The 21008-nt window shown below is 51.1% G+C and carries 21 protein-coding genes; 19 read left to right on the forward strand and 2 right to left on the reverse strand.

Features of this window, described 5'->3' with window-relative positions:
- The first annotated feature begins 131 nt into the window (after positions 1-131).
- From DX130_RS01005 to DX130_RS01070, 14 genes are all read left to right on the forward strand, one after another.
- Entirely contained in the window at positions 132-1532 is a 1401-nt protein-coding gene (locus DX130_RS01005; protein WP_116042118.1) for an extracellular solute-binding protein, read from the forward strand.
- 67 nt (positions 1533-1599) lie between these two features.
- On the forward strand, positions 1600-2484 hold the full coding sequence (locus DX130_RS01010) for a carbohydrate ABC transporter permease (protein WP_116042120.1): 885 nt from the start codon (positions 1600-1602) through the stop codon (positions 2482-2484).
- Positions 2481-3305 (forward strand): carbohydrate ABC transporter permease, encoded by an 825-nt coding sequence (locus DX130_RS01015; protein ID WP_116042121.1) that lies wholly within the window; start codon positions 2481-2483, stop codon positions 3303-3305. The genes DX130_RS01010 and DX130_RS01015 overlap by 4 nt, the downstream gene beginning before the upstream one ends.
- A gap of 82 nt (positions 3306-3387) precedes the next feature.
- On the forward strand, positions 3388-4422 hold the full coding sequence (locus tag DX130_RS01020; protein ID WP_206098751.1) for a Gfo/Idh/MocA family protein: 1035 nt from the start codon (positions 3388-3390) through the stop codon (positions 4420-4422).
- Positions 4423-4661: 239 nt separating this feature from the next.
- Positions 4662-5477 (forward strand): sulfate ABC transporter permease subunit CysT, encoded by an 816-nt coding sequence (gene cysT, locus DX130_RS01025; RefSeq protein ID WP_116042125.1) that lies wholly within the window; start codon positions 4662-4664, stop codon positions 5475-5477.
- Between the two features lie 2 nt (positions 5478-5479).
- A complete protein-coding gene (locus DX130_RS01030) occupies positions 5480-6277 on the forward strand; it encodes a sulfate ABC transporter permease subunit (RefSeq protein ID WP_116045629.1) in 798 nt (265 codons plus the stop codon).
- A gap of 3 nt (positions 6278-6280) precedes the next feature.
- On the forward strand, positions 6281-7345 hold the full coding sequence (locus DX130_RS01035; RefSeq protein WP_116042126.1) for a sulfate/molybdate ABC transporter ATP-binding protein: 1065 nt from the start codon (positions 6281-6283) through the stop codon (positions 7343-7345).
- Between the two features lie 32 nt (positions 7346-7377).
- Entirely contained in the window at positions 7378-8439 is a 1062-nt protein-coding gene (locus DX130_RS01040) for a sulfate ABC transporter substrate-binding protein (RefSeq protein ID WP_116042128.1), read from the forward strand.
- A gap of 252 nt (positions 8440-8691) precedes the next feature.
- Positions 8692-9168 carry a ferric iron uptake transcriptional regulator gene (gene fur, locus DX130_RS01045; RefSeq protein ID WP_116042130.1) on the forward strand — a complete coding sequence of 159 codons (477 nt, stop codon included), beginning with the start codon at positions 8692-8694 and terminating at the stop codon, positions 9166-9168.
- Positions 9169-9354: 186 nt separating this feature from the next.
- Positions 9355-10032 (forward strand): response regulator transcription factor, encoded by a 678-nt coding sequence (locus DX130_RS01050; protein WP_116042131.1) that lies wholly within the window; start codon positions 9355-9357, stop codon positions 10030-10032.
- A complete protein-coding gene (locus DX130_RS01055; RefSeq protein WP_116042133.1) occupies positions 10029-11441 on the forward strand; it encodes a sensor histidine kinase in 1413 nt (470 codons plus the stop codon). Before DX130_RS01050 ends, DX130_RS01055 begins: the two co-directional genes overlap by 4 nt.
- Before the next feature lie 121 nt (positions 11442-11562).
- A complete protein-coding gene (locus DX130_RS01060) occupies positions 11563-12636 on the forward strand; it encodes a Fe(3+) ABC transporter substrate-binding protein (RefSeq protein ID WP_116042134.1) in 1074 nt (357 codons plus the stop codon).
- A gap of 4 nt (positions 12637-12640) precedes the next feature.
- Positions 12641-14290 carry an ABC transporter permease gene (locus DX130_RS01065; protein WP_116042136.1) on the forward strand — a complete coding sequence of 550 codons (1650 nt, stop codon included), beginning with the start codon at positions 12641-12643 and terminating at the stop codon, positions 14288-14290.
- A complete protein-coding gene (locus DX130_RS01070; RefSeq protein WP_116042138.1) occupies positions 14290-14979 on the forward strand; it encodes an ABC transporter ATP-binding protein in 690 nt (229 codons plus the stop codon). The genes DX130_RS01065 and DX130_RS01070 overlap by 1 nt, the downstream gene beginning before the upstream one ends.
- Here the strand turns inward: DX130_RS01070 and DX130_RS01075 are convergent.
- Together DX130_RS01075 and DX130_RS01080 are read right to left on the reverse strand one after the other, a co-directional pair.
- The gene (locus tag DX130_RS01075) at positions 14969-15166 is read right to left on the reverse strand and encodes a cysteine-rich CWC family protein (protein ID WP_240644048.1); all 198 of its coding nucleotides are present in this window, start codon (positions 15164-15166) and stop codon (positions 14969-14971) included. The two genes, DX130_RS01070 and DX130_RS01075, sit on opposite strands and share 11 nt — an antisense overlap.
- Positions 15167-15231: 65 nt before the next feature.
- Positions 15232-16029 (reverse strand): Cof-type HAD-IIB family hydrolase, encoded by a 798-nt coding sequence (locus tag DX130_RS01080; protein ID WP_116042141.1) that lies wholly within the window; start codon positions 16027-16029, stop codon positions 15232-15234.
- A gap of 91 nt (positions 16030-16120) precedes the next feature.
- Between DX130_RS01080 and DX130_RS01085 the strand changes: the two genes are divergently transcribed.
- From DX130_RS01085 to DX130_RS01105, 5 genes are all read left to right on the forward strand, one after another.
- On the forward strand, positions 16121-17548 hold the full coding sequence (locus DX130_RS01085) for a S41 family peptidase (protein ID WP_116042143.1): 1428 nt from the start codon (positions 16121-16123) through the stop codon (positions 17546-17548).
- A 185-nt stretch (positions 17549-17733) separates the two neighbouring features.
- Positions 17734-17955: a DUF1450 domain-containing protein gene (locus DX130_RS01090; protein WP_116042144.1), complete on the forward strand. Its 222-nt coding sequence runs from the start codon at positions 17734-17736 to the stop codon at positions 17953-17955.
- A 94-nt stretch (positions 17956-18049) separates the two neighbouring features.
- Positions 18050-18556 (forward strand): ferritin, encoded by a 507-nt coding sequence (locus tag DX130_RS01095; protein ID WP_116042146.1) that lies wholly within the window; start codon positions 18050-18052, stop codon positions 18554-18556.
- Positions 18557-18686: 130 nt separating this feature from the next.
- Positions 18687-19247 carry a GNAT family N-acetyltransferase gene (locus DX130_RS01100; RefSeq protein ID WP_116042147.1) on the forward strand — a complete coding sequence of 187 codons (561 nt, stop codon included), beginning with the start codon at positions 18687-18689 and terminating at the stop codon, positions 19245-19247.
- A gap of 127 nt (positions 19248-19374) precedes the next feature.
- The gene (locus DX130_RS01105) at positions 19375-20916 is read left to right on the forward strand and encodes a trypsin-like peptidase domain-containing protein (protein WP_116042149.1); all 1542 of its coding nucleotides are present in this window, start codon (positions 19375-19377) and stop codon (positions 20914-20916) included.
- The last annotated feature ends 92 nt before the right edge of the window (positions 20917-21008 follow it).

A 21008-nucleotide genomic window follows, 5' to 3' on the forward strand; every position in this document is an offset into this window, starting at 1 on the left:
GACGTTCCAATACATTGTTGAAACCGCTTTATCGGTCTATTATTTGTACTATCCCTACCGGGAACAAAGAAAATTACGGTATAGGACGTTAAGTTAGCTTACACAAATCAAAGACAGAGGAGTGTCAGGCAATGTTGAAAAAATGGACTCAAATCGTGGCGGTGGTTTTGCTCGTCGCGATGATCTCCGCATGCGGAGCAGGCAATGGGGGCAATGGAACGGGCAAAGGGAATGGTAGTGAAGGCAATGGCGGCAACGGAGGAACGCCAAGCGGTGCAACGGATACGCTGGAGGCTTGGGGTGAGACGATCAAGAGTCAATACGGCGGGGATACGCTGAATCTCGCTTTTGCGAGCCATCCCTCCACGGAATCCTTCCAGAAGCTGACCAGCGACTTCGAGAAACTGACCGGCATCAAAGTGAAGTGGGAAGTGATGGAGGAGACTTATCTCAAGAACAAGCAGCTGCTTGATTTCACAGGCAAAACCGGCAGCTACGATGTTCTGATGGTCGATGGCTTCTGGATGAGCGAATACGGTGCCAAAAAGGTTACTGAGCCGCTGGACGCATATCTCTCCGATGAGAACAAGACGCCAGCATGGTTCGACTATGAAGATATCGTACCGGCTTACCGCAACGGTATCAGCAAATATGACGGCAGCGTATACGGCATCCCGACGGCAGGCGAGACACGCTTCATCGCATACCGGAAGGACTTGTTCGACAAGTACGGCAAACAGCCGCCGACAACAATGGATGAGTACTTGGAGCTGGCCCAATTTTTTAACGGCAAAGAAGACGGCTTGTACGGCGTGTCCATGAGAGCGCAGCGCGGCGTTCACGCAGCATCGGGCTTGATGACCATTATGTACAACTTCGGCGGCGGCTTCCTCAATCAGCAGACGGGCGAAGTGACGATGACCGATCCCAAGACGATTGAAGCATTCCAATTTTACGTGGACTTGCTGAAAAATGCACCGAAGGACGTTGTTTCTTATACGCATGAGGAAGCCTTGTCGGCCTTCATGACAGGCAAAACAGCGATGTGGCTGGACGCAACTGCGCTGGCGAAGCGGATTTTGGATCCGGCAAGCTCGCAAGTGTATGACAAAGTTGGTTTTGCGCCAACGCCGGAAGGTCCTGGAGGTAAGGCAAGTGCGCTTGCAGGCTGGAACATGTCGATCTCGTCGCAATCGAAAAAGAAAGATGCAGCATGGGCATTCATCGTGTATATGAACAGCAAAGTTAATGCAAAGGCGTACGTTGACGGCGGCGGGGTACCGGTCAGAACGTCGATCTACGAAAACGAAGAGCTGGTAGCGGCTGATCCGTCCTATCCGGTACAACTGGCGGCACTGAACGATGCGAACGTGCTGGTAGAGAAGGGAATCTCCTGGATTCCTCCTCATGAGAAGCTGGGACAAATTCTGGACCGTGTCGGCTACTATATCAGTGCGGCGATGTTCGGAGAGATGACGGTACAAGATGCGGCAGCCAAAGCGCAGACAGAGCTTGAAGATATAACGCAGTAACGGAACTGGCGGCCGGACCGCGCTGGGAGGCAGTCCGGCCAGTTCATTAGCAAGGAAGGTGGCATCTATGATTCGCACTTATTTTCAGAAACGGCCTCATTTGATTTACATTATGCCCGCAATCATTATCCTTGGCGCGCTGACGATTATTCCGACTATATTTCTGTATGGGCTAAGCGTGACCAACTACGAGCTTGGCTATCCGACCTTCGATTTCGTTGGTCTTGAAAACTATATCCGATTGTTCACCGGCAAAGATGCCGAATTCTGGTACTCGGTCGGCATCAGCCTCGGCTTTATGCTTCTGGCGACCGTCATTCAGCTCGCGCTCGGCTTCTGGCTGGCAGTGCTGCTGGACCGGGAATTCAAATTCAAGTTTCTCGTCTTTGCCTGCATGATCGTGCCGTTGGCGATGACGCCAAGCATTACCGGCCAAGTATGGAAGCTGATGATGAACGCGGAGTATGGCGTGCTCAACTACTTCTTGCAGTTTTTTGGCGGCAAAGTGATCTGGCTCTCGGGGGAGAATGCATTCTGGTCAACGCTGCTCGTCGACATCTGGCAGAACACGCCGTTCGTGGCGCTGATCATCTATGCGGGCATGCGCTCGCTGCCGACCGATCCCTATGAGGCGGCTTCCATTGACGGTGCGGGCAAGCTGCAAATCTTCCGCAATATAACGCTGCCGCTCCTATGGCCGATGATTTTGCTGGCGGTTATTTTCCGGGCGATTGACTCGCTGAAGATGTTTGATATTCCGTATTCGCTCACACAGGGCGGTCCGGGCAGCTCTACCGAGTTTCTGAGCCTTCATATCTACAGGCTTGGCTTTGCAGGAACGGGCTGGATCGGACGTTCGGCTGCCGTATCGGTCGTACTGCTTATACTGACGACCGTGATCAGCATGATTCTGATCAGGCTCTATCGGAAAGGAGTGGAGAATAAGGGATGAATCCGCTAGGGAATAAAAAGCTGACGGTGGTGACGGCTGTTCTTCTTCTTCTAGTATCTGTAGGCTGCATCTTTCCGTTCATCTGGATGTTCATCATTAGCTTGAAGACGGGGACGCAGACGTATGACCCGAGCATATGGATTTTTTCACCGACCTTCGAGAACTACAAAAATATATTTGAGAACCGGCATGCGCTCGATTATTTGAAAAACAGCTCTATTGTCGTCCTGCTGACGACCTTCATTTCAATCTTTATCGGCGGACTGGCGGCATATGGATTTGCAAGATTCGAATTCAAGAAGAAGGAGAATCGTGCATTCTGGGTACTGAGCCTGCGGATGCTGCCGCCGATGGCATCGGTCATTCCGATCTTTGTCATGGCGAGCCTGCTGGGTATTCTGGATACGCACTTTGTGCTCATCATTTGCTACATGCTGTTCAACATTCCATTCACAATCTGGATGATGCGAAGCTTCTTCGAGGAAATTCCGGTTGCGCTGGAGGAAGCGGCTTTTGTGGATGGGGCGTCAAGGTTCCAAGTGTTCATGCGCATTATATTGCCGCTGGCAACGCCGGGGCTGATTGCAACATCGATCTTCTGCATTATCAACTCATGGAACGAATTCGTATTCGCGCTCTTCCTGACAAGCTCCGATGCAAGCACGCTGCCGACGACAGTGACCTTGTTCCTGTCCGTGAGCGGTGTTGTATGGGGCGAGATGTCTGCGATCGGTATTGTGACGATTTTGCCGGTATTGCTATTTGCGATGATCGTGCAGAAATATATGATCCGCGGCCTTACTTTCGGCGGTGTGAAATAAGGTGTGAAATAATAGCTTCAATTATGACTAGCGAAACTATTTGACTAGAGTACCAACTGACGAACGAAGGGCGATGACACAGATGACAAAAATCAGAATGGGTATTGTTGGAGCAGGAACCTGGGGAGAGACGCATGCTTACATTTACAATGATCATCCGGGAGCCGAAGTGACGGCGATCTGCGATATGAACAGGGAACGTGCCGCAGCGCTTGCGGCAAAGTTCAACATCCCGGAATCCGGTATCTTCACGGATCATAGAGAGATGCTGGAGCACGGTGATATCGATGCTGTTGCGATTGTAACGCCGGACTTCGCCCATACCCGTATCGCTGTGGATAGCGCCAATGCTGGCAAACACTTCATTATTGAGAAGCCGCTGACGACGACACGCGAAGAAGCGCTGGAGATTGTCGAGGCGGTGGAGCGCAATGGGGTGCGCATGATGGTGGATCTTCATAGTCGTTGGAGTCCGTTATTCGCGATTCCGAAGCAATCGATTGTGGATGGAGAGATTGGCGAGCCTTATAGCGCGTATTACCGTCTGAACGATATTAAGTGGGTCGCTACCGATCTGCTGCCTTGGGCAGCGAAGTCTTCGATTCTTTGGTTCCTTGGCTATCACAGCGTCGATGTATTGCGCTGGCTGTTCAATGATGAGGTGGAGCGGGTATATGCCGTATCCAGAGAAGGCGTGCTGAAGCAAGAGGGCGTGGATACAGTCGATATCTACCAGACGATTCTGGAATTCCGCGGCGGCGGCATCGCTACGATGGAGAATGGCTGGATTACACCAAATTCGAATCCGAATGTCAACGATATGAAGCTGAACATTACCGGTACGAAAGGCATGTTCAATATTGATCCGACACACAGCCAGATGATGGAGCGGTTCACGGAGACGAAGGCCGATCGGCCGGATATGCTGGTGCGCCACTTCATTCACGGCAAGCCGAAAGGATTTGCCTACGAGAGTATTCGCCACTTTGTTGATCAGCTGATTACAGGCGAGCCGTTCTTCGTCACGATGGAAGATGGGTTCAATACAACAATGGTCATCCTGGCGATTATGGAATCGGCCAAAACAAGAACGCCAGTCAACGTACAATATATGTAAGTAATGAAAAGGAGAGAGCCATGACCGCTGCAGAGAGTTGCAGTGGTCATGGCTTTTCTTGCTTTACATAAATAGGTATAAATAAAGGCTATCGAATTTATCATTTTTTCTTAAATAACCATTGACATCCTTTTCCGGTGAATGCTACATTATTAATACCTAGTAAGTTAATAGGAATTGTGCAGTTAGGCAGTTTCAACACCTGCGGCTCGAGCCGATGGTCTGGAGGTTTCGTTATTTTGAATACCATGTTTCGTGGAAGAGGATGGAGTTTCGGGTTTCGAACAACGATTATTCTTTATTTCTTCTGTCTCATTGTATTGCCCATCTTCGGCATATATACGCAGTCCTTATCGCTCGGCTGGATGCCGTTCTGGGACAGCGTCTCCGATCCGCTGGCATGGAAGGCTGTGCTTCTTACCCTGAAGCTGGCTGTCATCGCGACCTTAATCAACATGGTTCTTGGCACGATGATCGGCTGGGTGCTCATTCGTTATCGTTTTCCCGGCAGGAGCTTTCTGAACAGTCTGGTTGATTTGCCGTTTGCTTTGCCTACCGCTGTAGGGGGATTGCTTATCCTTCTGCTTCTGGGGCCTAACAGTTTGATAGGCTCACTGGCAGCATCGGTTGGCATCGAGATTGTATTTCATGAGCCGGCTATCGTCATCGCGATGCTATTTGTTACTTTTCCTTTTGTCATTCGCGCTATCCAGCCGCTGCTGGAGGAGCTCGACAAGTCAGAGGAAGAGGCTTCCTATACGCTTGGCGCATCCAAGGCGAAGACGTTTTTCAGCGTCATTCTGCCCACTATGCTGCCTGGCATTCTGAGCGGAGCTATGCTGGCTTTCTCCAGAGGATTGGCCGAATTCGGCGCTGTCGTGCTTATCGCCGGCAATATTCCGGGGAAGACGTTAGTAGCATCGGTCTATATTTTCGGAGAAATCGAAAGCAATAATGCGCAAGGCGCGGCTGCCGTATCGGTCATGCTGCTTACCCTGTCATTCCTTATCTTATGGCTGGTCAATCTCCTGCAAGCTAGGAGGAGCGGCATATGACGATAAGAAGAACGTGGATAGGGCTTACGTATTTGGTATTTGCCCTGCTGCTTATTGGCCCGTTAGTGAAGATTTTATTAGGCGCTTGGGAGAATGGGGCACAGGGTTTAATAGACGGGCTTATGCGCCCTGAAGCGCTGCATGCGCTTATGATGACAGGCATCATTGTAGTTGTCGTTACTCTACTCAACACAGGATTCGGCGTTATGCTCGCGCTATATCTGGTGAGGGCACAATGGATCGGTCCGAGGATGAAGCGGCTGCTGAACAGCATCGTCGACTTGCCATTTGCTGTATCGCCGGTGATCGGCGGATTAATGATTGTCCTATTGCTTGGTCCTCAGACCGTAATGGGTGCTTTGTTCGAGGATGCCGGTTTCAAGATTGTGTACGCTCTGCCCGGCATGATTCTGGCCACGTTGTTCGTGACCTTCCCGATCATGGTGCGTGAAGTGATGCCGGTGCTGCAGGAAATCGGCGCTCAGCAGGAAGAAGCGGCGTCGACGCTAGGCGCATATTCGTGGTATACGTTCTGGAAGGTGACATGGCCGTCCATTCGCTGGGGTGTCATCTACGGTGTCGTACTGACGGTTGCGAGGTCGCTGGGCGAGTTCGGGGCGGTGCTAGTGGTCTCGGGCAATATCATGAACAAGACACAGACCGCTACGACGCTCGTCTATCAGGACGTCGAGAATTTCAACGTAGTGGCCGCCAACGGAATTGCGCTTGTGCTTGCGGCTTTCTCCGTAGGCCTGCTGCTTCTGATGGAATGGGCCAAAAAACGAAAGGAAGTGCATTAGGAGATGCATATCGAGGTTCGCAACTTAAACAAAAGCTTTGGCGATTTTCATGCGGTCAGGGATGTAAGCTTCGATATTGAGAAGGGCAAGCTGATCGGCTTGCTTGGTCCGAGCGGCGGCGGCAAGACGTCTATCCTTCGTATGCTGGCAGGTCTGGAGACACCCACTTCGGGGGATATCGTCTTCCATGGCCAACGGGTTAATGATCTGCCTCCGCAGGAGCGGGGCATCGGTTTTGTCTTCCAGAACTATGCGCTGTTCAAGCATATGACAGTGTATGACAACATCGCTTTCGGGCTAAAAGTAAAGAAGCAGACTAAAGAGCAAATTCGCGAGCGAGTCATGTATCTGGTTGAACTCACGGGGCTTAAGGGCTTTGAGCATCGTTATGCTCACCAGCTCTCCGGCGGTCAACGCCAGCGCGTCGCGTTCGCCAGAGCGCTTGCTCCGGAGCCGCAGCTGCTGCTGCTCGACGAGCCGTTCGCGGCGATCGACGCCAAGATTCGTACGGAGCTGCGGACATGGCTGAAGGACATGATCGAGCGCCTAGGCATTACTTCGATCTTCGTCACGCATGACCAGGATGAGGCGATTGAAGTCGCTGATGAAATTATGATTATTAGCAAGGGCCGTCTGGAGCAGAAGGGCAGCCCATGGGATATCTACAAAAGTCCGGAGACGCCTTTTGTCGCCAGCTTTATCGGAGAGTCGTCCATTGTCGATGACCTGTCCGAGCTTCGGGGCTTCGAGGATGCCTCGAATGTTCTCGGCACGAAGGCGCTTATTCGCCCCGAATATATCGAGCTTGGCAAGACAGGCGAGATCAAGCTGGCTTCCGCTTCGATGCCAGCTGTCGTGAAGCATCTCCACTTCCGTGGCAGTGAGTGGATGGTCGAGCTTGCGATCGGCAACACAAAGCTGATCACATACCGGTCACTCGAGAAGGAAGTGCTTCATCCAGGCGAAGAGGTGAGCGTGCTTGTGCACCGCGCCTATCTGTTCAATGATAATAAGAGCTGGATTCTGGAAAATCCGCTCAAAGTAGATCCCATGCCGATTCACATCTAATGAAGCCTAGTTGCGGAAAGAGTGTTGTCCTTATGATACGTAATCCAGCTCTCGTAAAGTATCTGTTGCTTGCGTTGTTGGCCTCCATAACGCTAATATCAGCCGCAGGGTGTGCGAAGCAAGAAGCTCCTGCGGTCAGCCAGCCTGCAGCCGAAGGCGATGTGACGCTCGTTATTGGCGCATATTCTGTCGTGAAGGATGCCTTTAGGGAACTATTGCCGGAGTTTCAGCAATATTGGCAGCAGAAGACGGGCCAGCGCGTAACGTTCCAGGAATCGTATGAGGCATCCGGCACACAGGCCAGAGCCATTGCTGGCGGCTTTGAGGCCGATGTCGCGGTGCTTGCGATGGAAGGCGATCTGGATAAAATATCGGATGCGGGACTTCTTACGCATAATTGGCGTGATCGCAGCAACGAGGGCATGATTACTCGTTCGATCGTGGTGCTCGGCACACGTCCGGGCAATCCGCTTGGTATTCAGGACTGGGCGGATCTTGCGCGTGACGGGGTGAAGGTACTTTATCCGAATCCCAAAACCTCAGGCGGTGCCCAGTGGGATATTAATGCCATATATGGAGCTGGACTGAAGCGTGCGGAGGCGGAGACCGGCGAGAAGTCTGTGGATTATGCCAAGACGTTTCTGAAGGCAGTCCATCGCAATGTGGAGTCGCTGGACAAGAGCGGAAGAGCTTCCATGGCTGCCTTCGAATACGGAGTTGGCGATGCCATTGTGACATATGAGAACGAGCTGATCGCCCGCATTCAGAAGGGCATTGCCTATGATATCGTCATTCCGAAGGATACAATTCTGATTGAAAATCCCGCAGCTGTCGTAGATAAAAACGTGGATCGCCATGGCACTCGCGAGGTGGCGGAGGCGTTCGTTGACTATCTGCACAGCGAGGAGGCGCAGCGCCTATTCGTTAGACATGGCTTCCGCCCAAGCCATGAAGCAATAGCCGAGGAATCGAAGGAGAAGTTCGTCACGCCGGAAGGGCTGTTCGATATTGACTACTTGGGCGGTTGGAGCGAGGTTCGCCAGCTGTTATATTCCAAAAAAGGCGTATGGTATCAAGTTTTGGCTGATATTTAACGCGGTTTCTGAAGGGGAAGCATGTCGCAATTTTGGCGACAGCTTCTTTTTTTTCTGACGAAAGAAGGGATTTGATGGATAAACTCGAATAATAGGAGAGCGTCGAAGAGAAAAGGCATACAATCGGATATTGCATTCTTGAACAAAATCGAATACCATTAGATTAGAATAATTCTAAATATCTGGTGCCTGCCTTAATTCGGCGGGCCTTCTATAGATCGTGTGTGATACCATCATTGGAGGTGCGAAGAGATGAACGTTTCGGCTGAGATAGATAAAATCAAACGAAGCTTAATGGAAAACAGTTATAAGCTGACGACCCAGCGTGAAATTATAGTGCGGGTTCTTCTGGAGAATGAGCAGGAGCATCTGAGCGCGGAAGATGTTTATATGCTTGTAAAGGAAAAATTCCCGGAGATCGGACTTGCAACGGTCTACCGGACACTTGAGCTGCTGGCTGAGCTGCAGATTGTAGCGAAGATGAACTTTGGCGACGGCGTTGCCCGCTTCGACCTGCGCGGGGAAGACCATGAGCATATGCATCATCACCTGATATGCCAGAAGTGCGGAGCGCTTGAGGAAATCAAGGAAGATTGGCTGACGGACTTGGAAGAGCGGCTGGAGCGGGAATACGGCTTCAAAGTATTGGATCACCGACTTGACTTTACGGGCAACTACAAGGAATGCGAAAGCGGCGAATGCAAGCGCGATTCTAAGGCGGTATCGTAAGGTATTCAGTTCATTAAGGAATGAAAGAACTTCCAGGCAGGATCACTGCCGTTGGAAGTTTTTTTGCTTTGTATACAATTGAATGCAGGTCCGATGATCGCAAACGATTGACAATGAAAATTATTATCAAATAGAATAGGGGACAAGAAGCGGCGCCGAGCGTGCGCAGCAGGGGAGGAATAACGGTTGAAGCGAATTCTGCTTATCGAAGATGAAGCGAATCTGGCCAGATTCGTGGAGCTGGAGCTTCGTCATGAAGGCTTTGATGTGACGGTAGCTTTTGAAGGCGTGACGGGTTCTCGTCTTGCGCTGGGCGAGCATTGGGATTTGATTTTGCTTGATCTGATGCTGCCGGGGATGGACGGGATAGAGGTATGCAAGGCCATACGAGCGTATAAACAGGTGCCGATTTTGATGATTACTGCCCGTGATAGTGTAACGGACCGTGTATCGGGACTGGACAACGGGGCCGATGATTATATCGCGAAGCCATTCGCCATTGAAGAGCTGCTAGCCAGAATCAGAGTCGTCTTCCGCAGACAGCAGCAGGCGGAGGGAGAGCCGGAGTCTCGGCTAAGCTGCGGAGAGCTTAGATTGGATCCCGCTTCTCGAGTGGTAAGCAGAGGCGCGGAGCACTTGGAGCTGACGAAGCGGGAATTTGCTCTGTTGGAGACGTTTATGAAAAATGTCAACCGAGTTATGCCGAGAGAAACGTTGCTCGATAGCGTATGGGGCTATGACGCGGCCGTGGATACCAATGTGGTCGATGTCTATGTGCGATATCTGCGTAATAAGATCGATGCGCCCGGAGCGGCCAGCTATATCGAGACCATTCGCGGCATCGGCTATGTGATGCGGAAATGAGCAGAATCGGACAATTCTATTCGCGAGTTCCGATCCATTGGAAGCTGACGATATGGGCATCTCTGCTGTTATGTGCCCTGTTCGCAACTAGTAATCTGATTCAATTCGTATTTGTAGATAAATGGATGGCGGGGCAGGAGCAGCGTCGCATGGAGCAGGATATGAAGGAGCTGCTCAACCTGCTTCTGTCTAAGGAAGTGCGAATCGGGGAAGGTGATCATACCGATATTCGCCATTACTTGGAGCGGGCTAATAGACGAGACGGGATGATACGGATATTGACCGATGGCGGAGTTCCGCTCATCGTCACGGCTGATAATATGCCGCCGGCTGTCGTGCAGGCTGACTTGATGCCTGATAGTCGGATGGGCACTCATTATGCTGACGGCATGCTTATAAGCCGAAGTCCAATTACAATCTTTGATTTCCAGGGTACGGTGGAGATTGCCCGCAGCGTGGAAGATATGGAACAACTGATTGCAGCTTTCTATCGCATTATGATCATTTGCTGTCTGGTTGCCATTATGGTCAGTGTATTGGGCGGGAGACTGGTTGCCCGGCAATTGATCAAGCCGCTGCGATCGATGAACGAAACCATTCGCAAGGTGAAGCAAAATGGGCTTCAGGAGAGAATGACGCCTGTTGTCGCCAAGGATGATATCTCTGCGCTGAAAATGATGTTTAACGAGATGATGGATGAGGTTGAGCGATCATTTCTGCAGCAGAAGCAATTTGTTGAGGATGCCTCACATGAGCTCAGAACACCAATTGCCGTTTTGGAGGGTCATTTGGCGCTCCTTCAGAGGTGGGGAAAGCATAATCCAGAGGTGCTCGATGAATCGCTTCGGATATCGATGGAGGAATTGTCCAGGCTGAAAAAGCTGGTGGAAGAGCTGCTCACTCTCTCCCGGGCAGAGAAGCTGGAGCCGAGCGTTGCCGATATGCGTTGCGAGACGCCAGTGGAGTTATTATCCTCCGTTGCTGGCAAGATGGGGATTGCGCATCCTTCGTTCACTTTCAAGCTGGAGGCAGAGGCTATGGAAGGGGTATCGCTTGCGATTAGCGACAGCCATCTGGAGGGAGTTCTTCGCATCGTATTGGACAATGCGGTGAAGTATTCGGGCCATTGTCAGGAAGTGTCCGTGTACGCGGAGTTGCATGGAGAAGAGGCGGTTATTTCGATTGTGGATAAGGGCATCGGCATCCAGGATAAGGATCTGCCATTCATATGGGATCGCTTCTATCAGGCAGACAAGTCAAGAAGCGGTAGCAGTCATGGCTATGGGCTGGGTTTGTCGATTGCCAAGCGAATGATGCAAAGCGTTGGAGGCGCGATTTCCTTGGCCAATCATCCTGATGGCGGTACGGTTGCAACCTTGATGATCCCTATCCTTCCAGAGAAGGATTAATGGAATTGCACTTTTTTTCGTTTTCACAGCATTTTCTCATTTTCATCCGTTACAATGACAATCGTGGTAATGATATTCATTATCAACAAGAATGAGAGCGGAAATGAGAGGGAGAAAAACAATGAAGAAGAAGTACATAGTCAAATCGCTGTTGGCTGCCTTGGCGGTCGTGCTTATCTTGACAGGGTGCGCGAGCAATGGCGGAAGCAAGAAGAACGATACAGAGGGCTCATCCAAAGGAAGCGGGGTTGTCAACGTATTTACGGCTCGGCACTATGATATAGACTTTGCGATGTTCGATGAGTTTGAGAAGAAAACAGGTATTACGGTCAACGAGATCAAAGGAACGGCAGAGGAACTTGTAGAGCGTATGAAACGCGAAGGGGAAAGCTCGGAAGCGGATTTGTTCATTACGGTGGACGGCGGTGTGCTGAACTATGCGAAGGAAAGCGGCGTACTGCAGCCGATCGAATCGGAGACGATCAACGGCAACGTGCCTGCTGAGCTTAGAGAAAAAGAAAACCATTGGGTGGCGCTCGCTTCCCGCGCACGTGTCATCGTGTATGCGAAGGATCGGGTCACGCCGGATCAGCTCTCTACTTACGAGGCTCTTACGGATGAGAAGTGGAAGGGCAAAGTGTTGGCACGTTCCTCCTCGAACTTGTACAATCAGTCGCTTGTCGCGTCACTAATTGAACTCAATGGCGAGGAGCAGACGCTGGAGTGGTCGAAGGGGATCGTTGCGAATTTCTCTCGTGATCCGGAAGGCGGGGATCGTGACCAAGCGAAGGCGATTGTGGCGGGCATCGGCGATGTTGCGATCATGAATACGTATTATGTTGGTCAAATGCTTCATTCCAAGGATGCGGAAGAAGTGAAGGTCGCGGAGAATGTGGGTATCTTCTTCCCTAATCAGGAGACGACAGGCACACATCTGAACATTAGCGGCATCGGTCTCGCGGCGCATGCAAAAAATAAGGATAATGCGCTTAAACTGATCGAATACATGACTAGCAAAGAGGGGCAGGAAATGCTGACAAACGGCAGCTTCGAATTCCCAACAAATCCAACTGCTGAACTGCCGGAGCTTCTTAAAGGCTGGGGCGAATTTAAAAAGCAAAGCATCGACTACGCCCAATTAGGCGTGCATAACAAAAAGGCGACCGAGCTGTTGAACAAAGCTGCCTGGAAATAAGCGCATGAAATTTTTGGTGCCGGGCAAGATCAGACATAAGCTGAACGGATGGGTTATTATAAGCGGAATCGGGGCTCTCACAGCCCTGCTTCCGTCTCTTTATATTTTAACGGGTCTGCTGGGGAAGCCCAATGAGAACTGGGCGCACATCCGGGAGTATATGCTCCTGGATTACGCGGTGGAATCGCTGCTGCTTGCAGGAGGAACCGTTGCAGTGACCGTCATTGTAGGTGTGGTTCTGGCATGGTTGACGACAGCCTACGATTTTCCTCTGCGCAGATTTTTATCGTTTGCCTTTGTATTGCCGCTTGCGATTCCGCCTTACATAGCGGCTTATACCTATGGCTCCATGCTGAGCTATACGGGCAGCGTGCAGGCCTTTATGCGCAATACACTGGGCTGGACCGTAGACCAGCGTTACTTCAACATCATGTCGATGAAGGGCGCCATAGTGATCTTCTCCTTATTTCTTTTTCCATACGTCTACTTGATCACTCGAACATTTCTGGAGAAGCACAGCGCCTCTTTTATCGAAAATGCACGCCTGCTCGGAGGACATCCCGTCTCGAATTTCTTTAGAGTGGTACTGCCGTTGTCGCAAGGAGCGATAGTGGGCGGCGCCAGTCTGGTCGCCTTCGAAGTGCTGAATGATTACGGGGTATCCAAACATTTCGGCATCTCTACATTTACGACGGCCATCTTCAAAACCTGGTTCGGCATGTACGATGTAGACTCCGCCATTAGGCTGTCAGGGCTTCTGATGAGTCTGATTATCGGACTCTTTATTGCCGAGAGATGGCTGCGCAGACGAAGAAGATACCATTTGCCGGTTAACCGGAGCACTCCGCTTCGCAGAATGCGCCTTGGCCGGGTACCAGGAGTTATAGCCGCGACTTGCGGCATGGTCATCGCGATGCTGTCTTTTTTTATTCCGGTTGCCCAATTGGCAGTATGGGCTGTATGGACTTATGAGGATGTATGGAATGACCGATTTTTTCGAATGATTGGCAATACGCTGTTCGTCTCTGCGGTGGCGGTGGCCCTTCTTATGGTAGTGGCCGTGATTGCCGCGAACGCTGGCCGCACTTGGCGATCCACCTTTACGCTGGTTAGCAGCAAGCTGCTCTCAATGGGCTATTCCATACCGGGAGCGGTGCTTTCAATCGGAGTGCTGGCTGTTTTTTTATCCATAGACAAGAGGCTTGCGGGCCTCTATGAGGCGATGGGTCTTGGTACCAATAAGCTGGTGCTCAGCATGTCGCTTATCATGCTTGTATTTGCGTATATCATTCGCTTCCTGGCTGTTGGCTTTAACGCGGTAGACGCAGGTTATGACCGGATTGGCGACCGCTATTCTGAAGCATCGAGAATGCTGGGTTATGGCATGACTGCTACGTTTTTTAAGGTGGAGCTGCCGCTGATTAGAGGAGCTGTACTGACCGGCGCCATCCTGGCGTTTTTGGAAATCGTGAAGGAGCTGCCGCTGACGCTGCTTCTCAGACCGTTCAACTTTGATACGCTTGCTACCAAAGCTTATCAATACGCCAGCGACGAGCAGATTCATCAGGCGGCTATTCCTTCCTTAATCATTATTTCGCTTGGGTTCGTATCGGTGTGCCTTTATCAATGGATGGGAAGGAGGGGGAAGGGATAATGTCTTTCGTAACGATCAAAGGATTATCATATGCCTATCCGGGGACTACCTCTAATGTACTGTCGAACTTTTCACTGGAGATGGAGCAGGGAGAGGTGGTTGGCTTGCTCGGTCAGAGCGGAAGCGGCAAGAGTACGCTGCTCAGACTTATAGCAGGACTTGAGATGCCGAAGCAGGGCGAGATCATCATTCAGGGAGCAGTAATGGTCAACCCTCATAGCTTTGTCCAGCCGGAGAGACGCGGCGTCGGAATGGTGTTCCAGGACTATGCCTTATTCCCGCATATGACCGTTAGTCAAAATATCGCCTTTGGCTTGCGCGGATTAGGGCGGGGCCAGCGGAAGGACCGTGTAGCCGATATGCTGGAACTGGTGAAGCTGGCGGATTACGGCCGCCGCTATCCTCATGAGCTTAGCGGCGGCCAGCAGCAGCGCGTTGCGTTCGCCAGGGCATTGGCGCCCAGTCCCAAGCTGCTGCTTATGGATGAGCCCTTCAGCAATCTGGATGCGGATTTGAAGAGCCGCATTCGGGAGGAATTGAAGGAATTGCTCCATCTGTCCGGCATAACGTCCATATTAGTGACGCATGATCACGAAGATGCGGCGGCTTTATGTGACCGCATCATCAGGATGCCGTCCTCCCTGCCCGAGATTCAGACAAAGGAGGAACGTCAGCTAGTCACATCTTAGCTGCTTCAACCTGGTAAGCGCGGACGCAGTTCTCGCATACGCAAGATTTGCCGCGCGCTTCTTCTGGAATGCGGGCCAGCAGCTCCTTCGGAATAGCGGCGTGAAAGCACCAGCAATCGCGAGGATTTTCTTCCAGCAGCGCGGCGCAGGAGTTGCCGCCGCCACAGAGCGGACATGCAGCGCTCATCATTATCCCTCCTTGCGCAAGGGGCCCTGCGGCATCAACCGCAGGGCCCCTTGTTGTTATATTCGTTAGCGGTTTAATATAAATTTCTCGATCACATGCTTGACGCCTTCTTCATTGTTGGAGGACGTCACATAATCAGCCATTTCCTTCAGCATCGGTACGGCATTGCCCATCGCGACGCCGAGACCGGCAGCTTGGATCATCTCACGGTCGTTCCATGCGTCGCCGACCGCAATCGTCTCCTCCAGCGTACATCCGATATGCCCCGCCATATATTTTAGCGCGTGACCCTTCGTACCCTCTTTGTGCATAAACTCCAGATAGTGGGCTTTCGACTTCGTAATATGAACCCGGTCGCCAATCAGCGCTTGCAGTTCAATCGCAATCTCATCAAGACGATCAGGGTCGTCAATCATCAGCATCTTGTTGGTCGGCTGATTGATCAGCTTGTCAAAGTCCGGTTCAATCAAATAAGGAATATTCGATAGCTTGGAGTAGGCTTTAATACGGTCATTTTCCTCCGTGCCATACAGCTCGTCATTCACATAAGACTGAAGATGGAGGCCATTTTCCTTGCTGTATTCATAGAGCTCCTTCGCCGCATCCGCTGGCACGGAACGCTCGTACAACACTTCTCCATCCAGCAGCGTTTTGACGAGAGCACCTTGATACGTAATAATAGGTACATTAAGATTAATGCCTTTCGCAATCTTCTGAGCGGAAGCGAACATGCGGCCGGTAGCCAAGGTTACCATCACGCCCATCTCGATTGCAGAGGCCATCGCCTCGCGAGTGCCTTCCGATACCGTTAAATTATCGCTTAACAGCGTGTCATCCACATCAATAGCAATCAGCTTATACATACTAGCGGTAGCTCCTCTCTGTTGCCGTCACATCATTCACAATAAAGTTGATTGTAGCGAAAATCCAGCTTACATACAAGGAGATAATCGAATGGATCATTACAGCGAAACGCCTGTCAAAAAGAAATCGGGATTGATATACGTCATCGGCGTATTTGCATTGCTTATTATCGGGTACATCATGGGGACCATGTCGACGACGATGCGTTACCCGATTCTGAAGGAGTCTACCTTCAAGCAATTTAATGCATCCTATACGAAAATATTAAACGATTATTTGGAGGGAGCGAAGCCTGAGGATCTGATCAACGGCGCCGCTCGCGGGATGTTGGCTTCCCTTGAGGACCCGTATTCCCAATATCTAGTCGGAGAACAGGGGAAGGCGTACACGCAGTCTTATGAAGGCGAATTTTACGGCATCGGCGCCAATATGAGGAAGGAAGAGGAGCTGTTCGTCATCACTTCCGTCATCAAGGATACGCCTGCGGAGCGAGGAGGCTTGTTGGCCGGAGACGTGATCCTTGCGGTTGACGATAAGGATATTAACGGGATGTCGTTCCAGGACCTTCTTGGGGCCGTGCGCGGTGACGAAGGAAGCTCCGTGACGCTGAAGCTTCAGCGTGCGGGAGAGAAGGAACCGCTGGAAATTACTCTTAAACGTGCGCCAATTCCGGTGCACACAGTATCCGCGGAGCGCCTTGAAAATGGAATGGGCCATATTACGATCAGCCGATTCGCTGAGAATACGGCAAAGGAATTCAAGGCGGAGCTCGCCAAGCTGAAAGAGGAAGGACCATTGAAAGGGCTCTTGCTGGATATGCGCTCCAATCCGGGCGGGCTGCTTACGTCTACGATCGAAATTGCCAGCGTGCTTATTCCAAAGGATAAGAAAATATTGGACGTCGTGTACAAGAACGAACGCCAAACCGTCAGCTTCCTGTCCCATCAGGAGGAAGAGTGGAATGTTCCAACTGTTGTGCTGGTGAACAGCCAATCCGCCAGTGCCAGCGAGGTGATGGCGTCGGCTTTGAAGGAATCAGCCGGTGCGCAGGTGGTAGGCGAGACTACTTACGGCAAAGGCGTCGTGCAAGGTTTCCGGGAATTCCCGGACGGATCGGTATTGAGTTTGACGGAAGCCCAGTGGAAGACACCAGGCGGAGCCTGGATCAACAAACAAGGCGTAGCGCCGGATTATGAGGTGTCGCTGCCGGAATATGCCAATGTCCGGCCGCTTGCAACAGGCTCGAAGATGAAGCGTGGAAGCTACGGAGACAATGTCATCACGCTTCAAATTATGCTTCGTGAGCTAGGCTATGGTCCGATAGGCAAGGAAGGCGTCTTCGACGAGGCGACGGAGACTGCGCTCAAGTCGTTCCAGAGCAACGAGAAGCTGGAGCCGACGGGCGTGTTCAACGACAAGACGGGTTATCGGCTCGTCGAGCTGCTGCGCGAGAAGCTGGATGAGGAAGACACTCAGCTCGATAAGGGCATCGAGGTGCTGAGCAAACTTGTGAAGTAAGGCAATCCGTTTGTTTGGGGGCAGCTTATGCTCCTCGCAAGGACATGAGCTTGTCCGCTTTCAGCGCTTTCAATGCGCTGGAAGCGGGCTTTTTCATAGGCTCGTTTCTTGACAAATTCATTGATAATGATTATCATAACTATGAGAACGATGATCAGTGAGAACGAAACGGCGCGGGGTGACACATGAAGAAGATCAAGTATTGCAGGCGTAATTTGAAAAATGGCTCCAAGTCTCTCTACAAAGCGATGAAGGAGAAGTATCCCGACATTAAGCGCAAGAAAAGCGATTGTCTGGGCAATTGCAAGACCTGCAAGATGGAGTCCTTCGTGGTTGTGAAATCCAAGTGCATAAGCGCGCCATCGCCGGATTTGCTCTATAAGAGATTGAAAAAAATGATCGGTTAATAATAATATTGGTGCATTTAGGAAGGGCGGCCATTTGCCGCCTCTTTCTTTTATGTTAGAATAAGTCTAAATAAGAAAAGTGAGGTGCACATTTATGAATGATGCTCTAGCCAAAGCGCTTAACGAACAAATGAACTTCGAGTTTTACTCCGCTCATGTGTATCTTGCCATGGCAGCTTATTGCTCCGGCGATAGCCTGGATGGCTTTGCTAATTTCTTTATTGTACAAGCTGAGGAAGAACGGTTCCACGCGATGAAAATATACAAGTTTCTGAATGATCGGGGACGCCGTGCTACGCTTGAGGCGCTGCCTGAGCCAAACAATGATTACGATTCCATACTCCACGCTTTCGAGCAAGGCTACAAGCACGAACAACAGAATACGGCTCGCTTCTATCACTTGTCCGACCTTGCGATGAACGACCGCGAGCATGCGACGATCAACTTCCTGAAGTGGTTCATCGATGAGCAGGTGGAAGAGGAAGCGTTGTTCGACAGCATTATTAATAAGCTCAAACGGATCGATAAAGACAGCAACGCGTTTTATATGCTGGATTCAGAATTCGCAGGACGCTCGTTTACAGCGCCGGCTGCTGAATAAGAGGAATGAGCTTGGAGACGGGAGACGTCTCCAGGCTTTTTTTATCACAATAGAATGTATACGACTGCCCTGGCCTCGATAGAGGTTTTTTCTTTTTGGGCAATCTTTGTCAGTAGAAAGGGGAGATACCATGATTGATCAAGCGAAACCGCAAGATGCGGATATCATCATGCCGTTAATGCTGTCAGCGATTGATTCTATTGCCTATACGCTGTCGGGCACGCGCGATGACGCTGAGACATGGCGCATATTAGCCGAGGCTATCCGGCAAGAGGGGAACCGACTCAGTTACCGCAACATCATTGTTGACCGGCGTGACGGCGGCATAGCGGGCGTGTTGATTTGTTATGCAGGGGATGAGGCTGAGCGGCTGGATCATCCCATTCGGGAGCGCCTTGCGCGCGACTATGGCCCAGAAGCGGCGAAAGCGCTGGTGCCGGAATGCCAGCCGGGAGACTTCTATTTGGATGCTGTCGCAGTGGACGAGCGTTATCAGGGGCAGGGCATTGCCAAGGCGTTGATCAGTGCGTTCGAGCAAAGAGGCATTGAAGCGGGATGTGCCCGATTGTCCCTGATTGTCGAGCAATACAATGATCGTGCCCGCGCGTTGTACAAGAAGCTGGGGTTCCGGGAGGACGGTTTGCTGGACGTCAGCGGGGGCTCGTATACGCGTATGATCAAGCTTATTTAGTGCCGGGGATGCGCCCCGGTTTTTCTCTATCAACCCTATTATCATTTCATAGACACTTGCCGATCAAAATGATAGGATGATCTGGTATATGTTGCTATGGTGAATATGGGAGGACGTGGAGAATAGGATGAAGAAGCTAGGATATAAAGCTATAGTGGGCTCTTTGCTGGTTGCAGGCTTGCTGTTTGCCCCTGTTTCCGGGTTAACAACGGATATTGCGGCAGCTGCTAGCGCTACGAAGGAGGCAACGGCATCGATCCAACTATGGGTGGACGGAAAGCAGCTCAAGCTGTCGGCACCCATCTATAAAGAGAACGGCGTAGCGCTTGCTCCCATGACGGAATTGCTGAACGCGCTGGAGGCTTCTTCGGTCTATGAGAAGAAGACGCAGACGGTTATTATCCGCAACAGCACGCTCACCATTACGCTGGCGATCGGGCAGAAGGAAGCGATTGTGAATGGCAAGACAGTGAAGATGGATGCCGCTGCGACAACCAAAAATAATGTCGTCTACGTGCCCATTCGCTTTATCGCCGAGAAGTTAGAGGCAAAGGTAGAGTGGGATCAGAAAGCCAACGCCATTAAGGTGAAGAGCTGGTATTATCAGCAAATGGAGAAATATGAGAACGAGGAAGATACGGTGTACCGTGAGGAAGACAAGCTGTCATCCAAGGAGATCGTGGATTACTTTGACGAAAGCGTCGTCATGATTATGACGAACAAGGCACTCGGCAGCGGTGTGGTTATTGGAGAAGATCTTATTCTGACCAACTATCATGTCATCTCCGATGCGACTTCCGCTATCGCGAATTCGATCTACTATGACGATTTCAAGGTGAAGGGCGTCGTCGCCTATGACAAAAAAGCCGATCTGGCGATTCTGCGTACGGAAGAGCCCATGGATTTGCTTCCGGTTGAGCTTAGCTACAGCTATCTTGCTCGCAAAGGCGACCGGGTCTATGCGATTGGCAGCCCGCTAGGCTTCATGAATACAGTCTCAACGGGACTAATTAGCGGTCATCATTACGAGAGCGGCGTTTCGTACATTCAGACGAACGCCCAGATGGACCATGGCAGCTCCGGTGGCGCATTGTTTAATGAATACGGCGAGCTGGTAGGGATTACGACTTCCGGTATGGATAACTCCTTAGCTGATATCGGTTTTGCGGTATCCGCCTTCCATGCCGCTGAACTGGTTGAGTCGATGACGGAGGATATGGTGGTCAAAGCCACATTCCTTACGCCGCCGCTTCCGGATACGCTGAAAGGCGCAGCGCTTGAAGATATACAGAAGCTCATGAAGAAAGAATTTTCATTCGTCCAGACGCTGAAAGGCGATGCCGAGGTTACGAGCTGGCAGGTGCGCCGCGACGCGGAGGGCTGGCTTGTATTTACAGCTAATATTGACCCGCTCTTCTATCTCTATTATGGTACGGCGACGGCAGGCGAGCTGAGCCTGTGGTCAGTGAATTTGGCGCATGAGCTCCATCGCATGCTGCCAGACGAAAAGATTCAGGTAACCATTTCGTTCCAACGTGACTACGACTTCCAGCCAAGAGGCCTCGCTTCCGACGAAGTAACAGCGCTTGGCGAAGGCAAGTGGCGCGTTCGTTATCCGGTCATCGACATGCAGTTGAAGGATCAGCTTTATATAAAAACCAGATTCTAGTACAAGAGAGGACGTCCTGACCGCGTATGCGGTGACAAGGACTCCTCTTCTTTTTTGATGTGAAGTTCGATACAATATAGGCAGCTTATAAG

Source organism: Paenibacillus paeoniae (assembly GCF_003388735.1).
Classification (GTDB): domain Bacteria; phylum Bacillota; class Bacilli; order Paenibacillales; family Paenibacillaceae; genus Pristimantibacillus; species Pristimantibacillus paeoniae.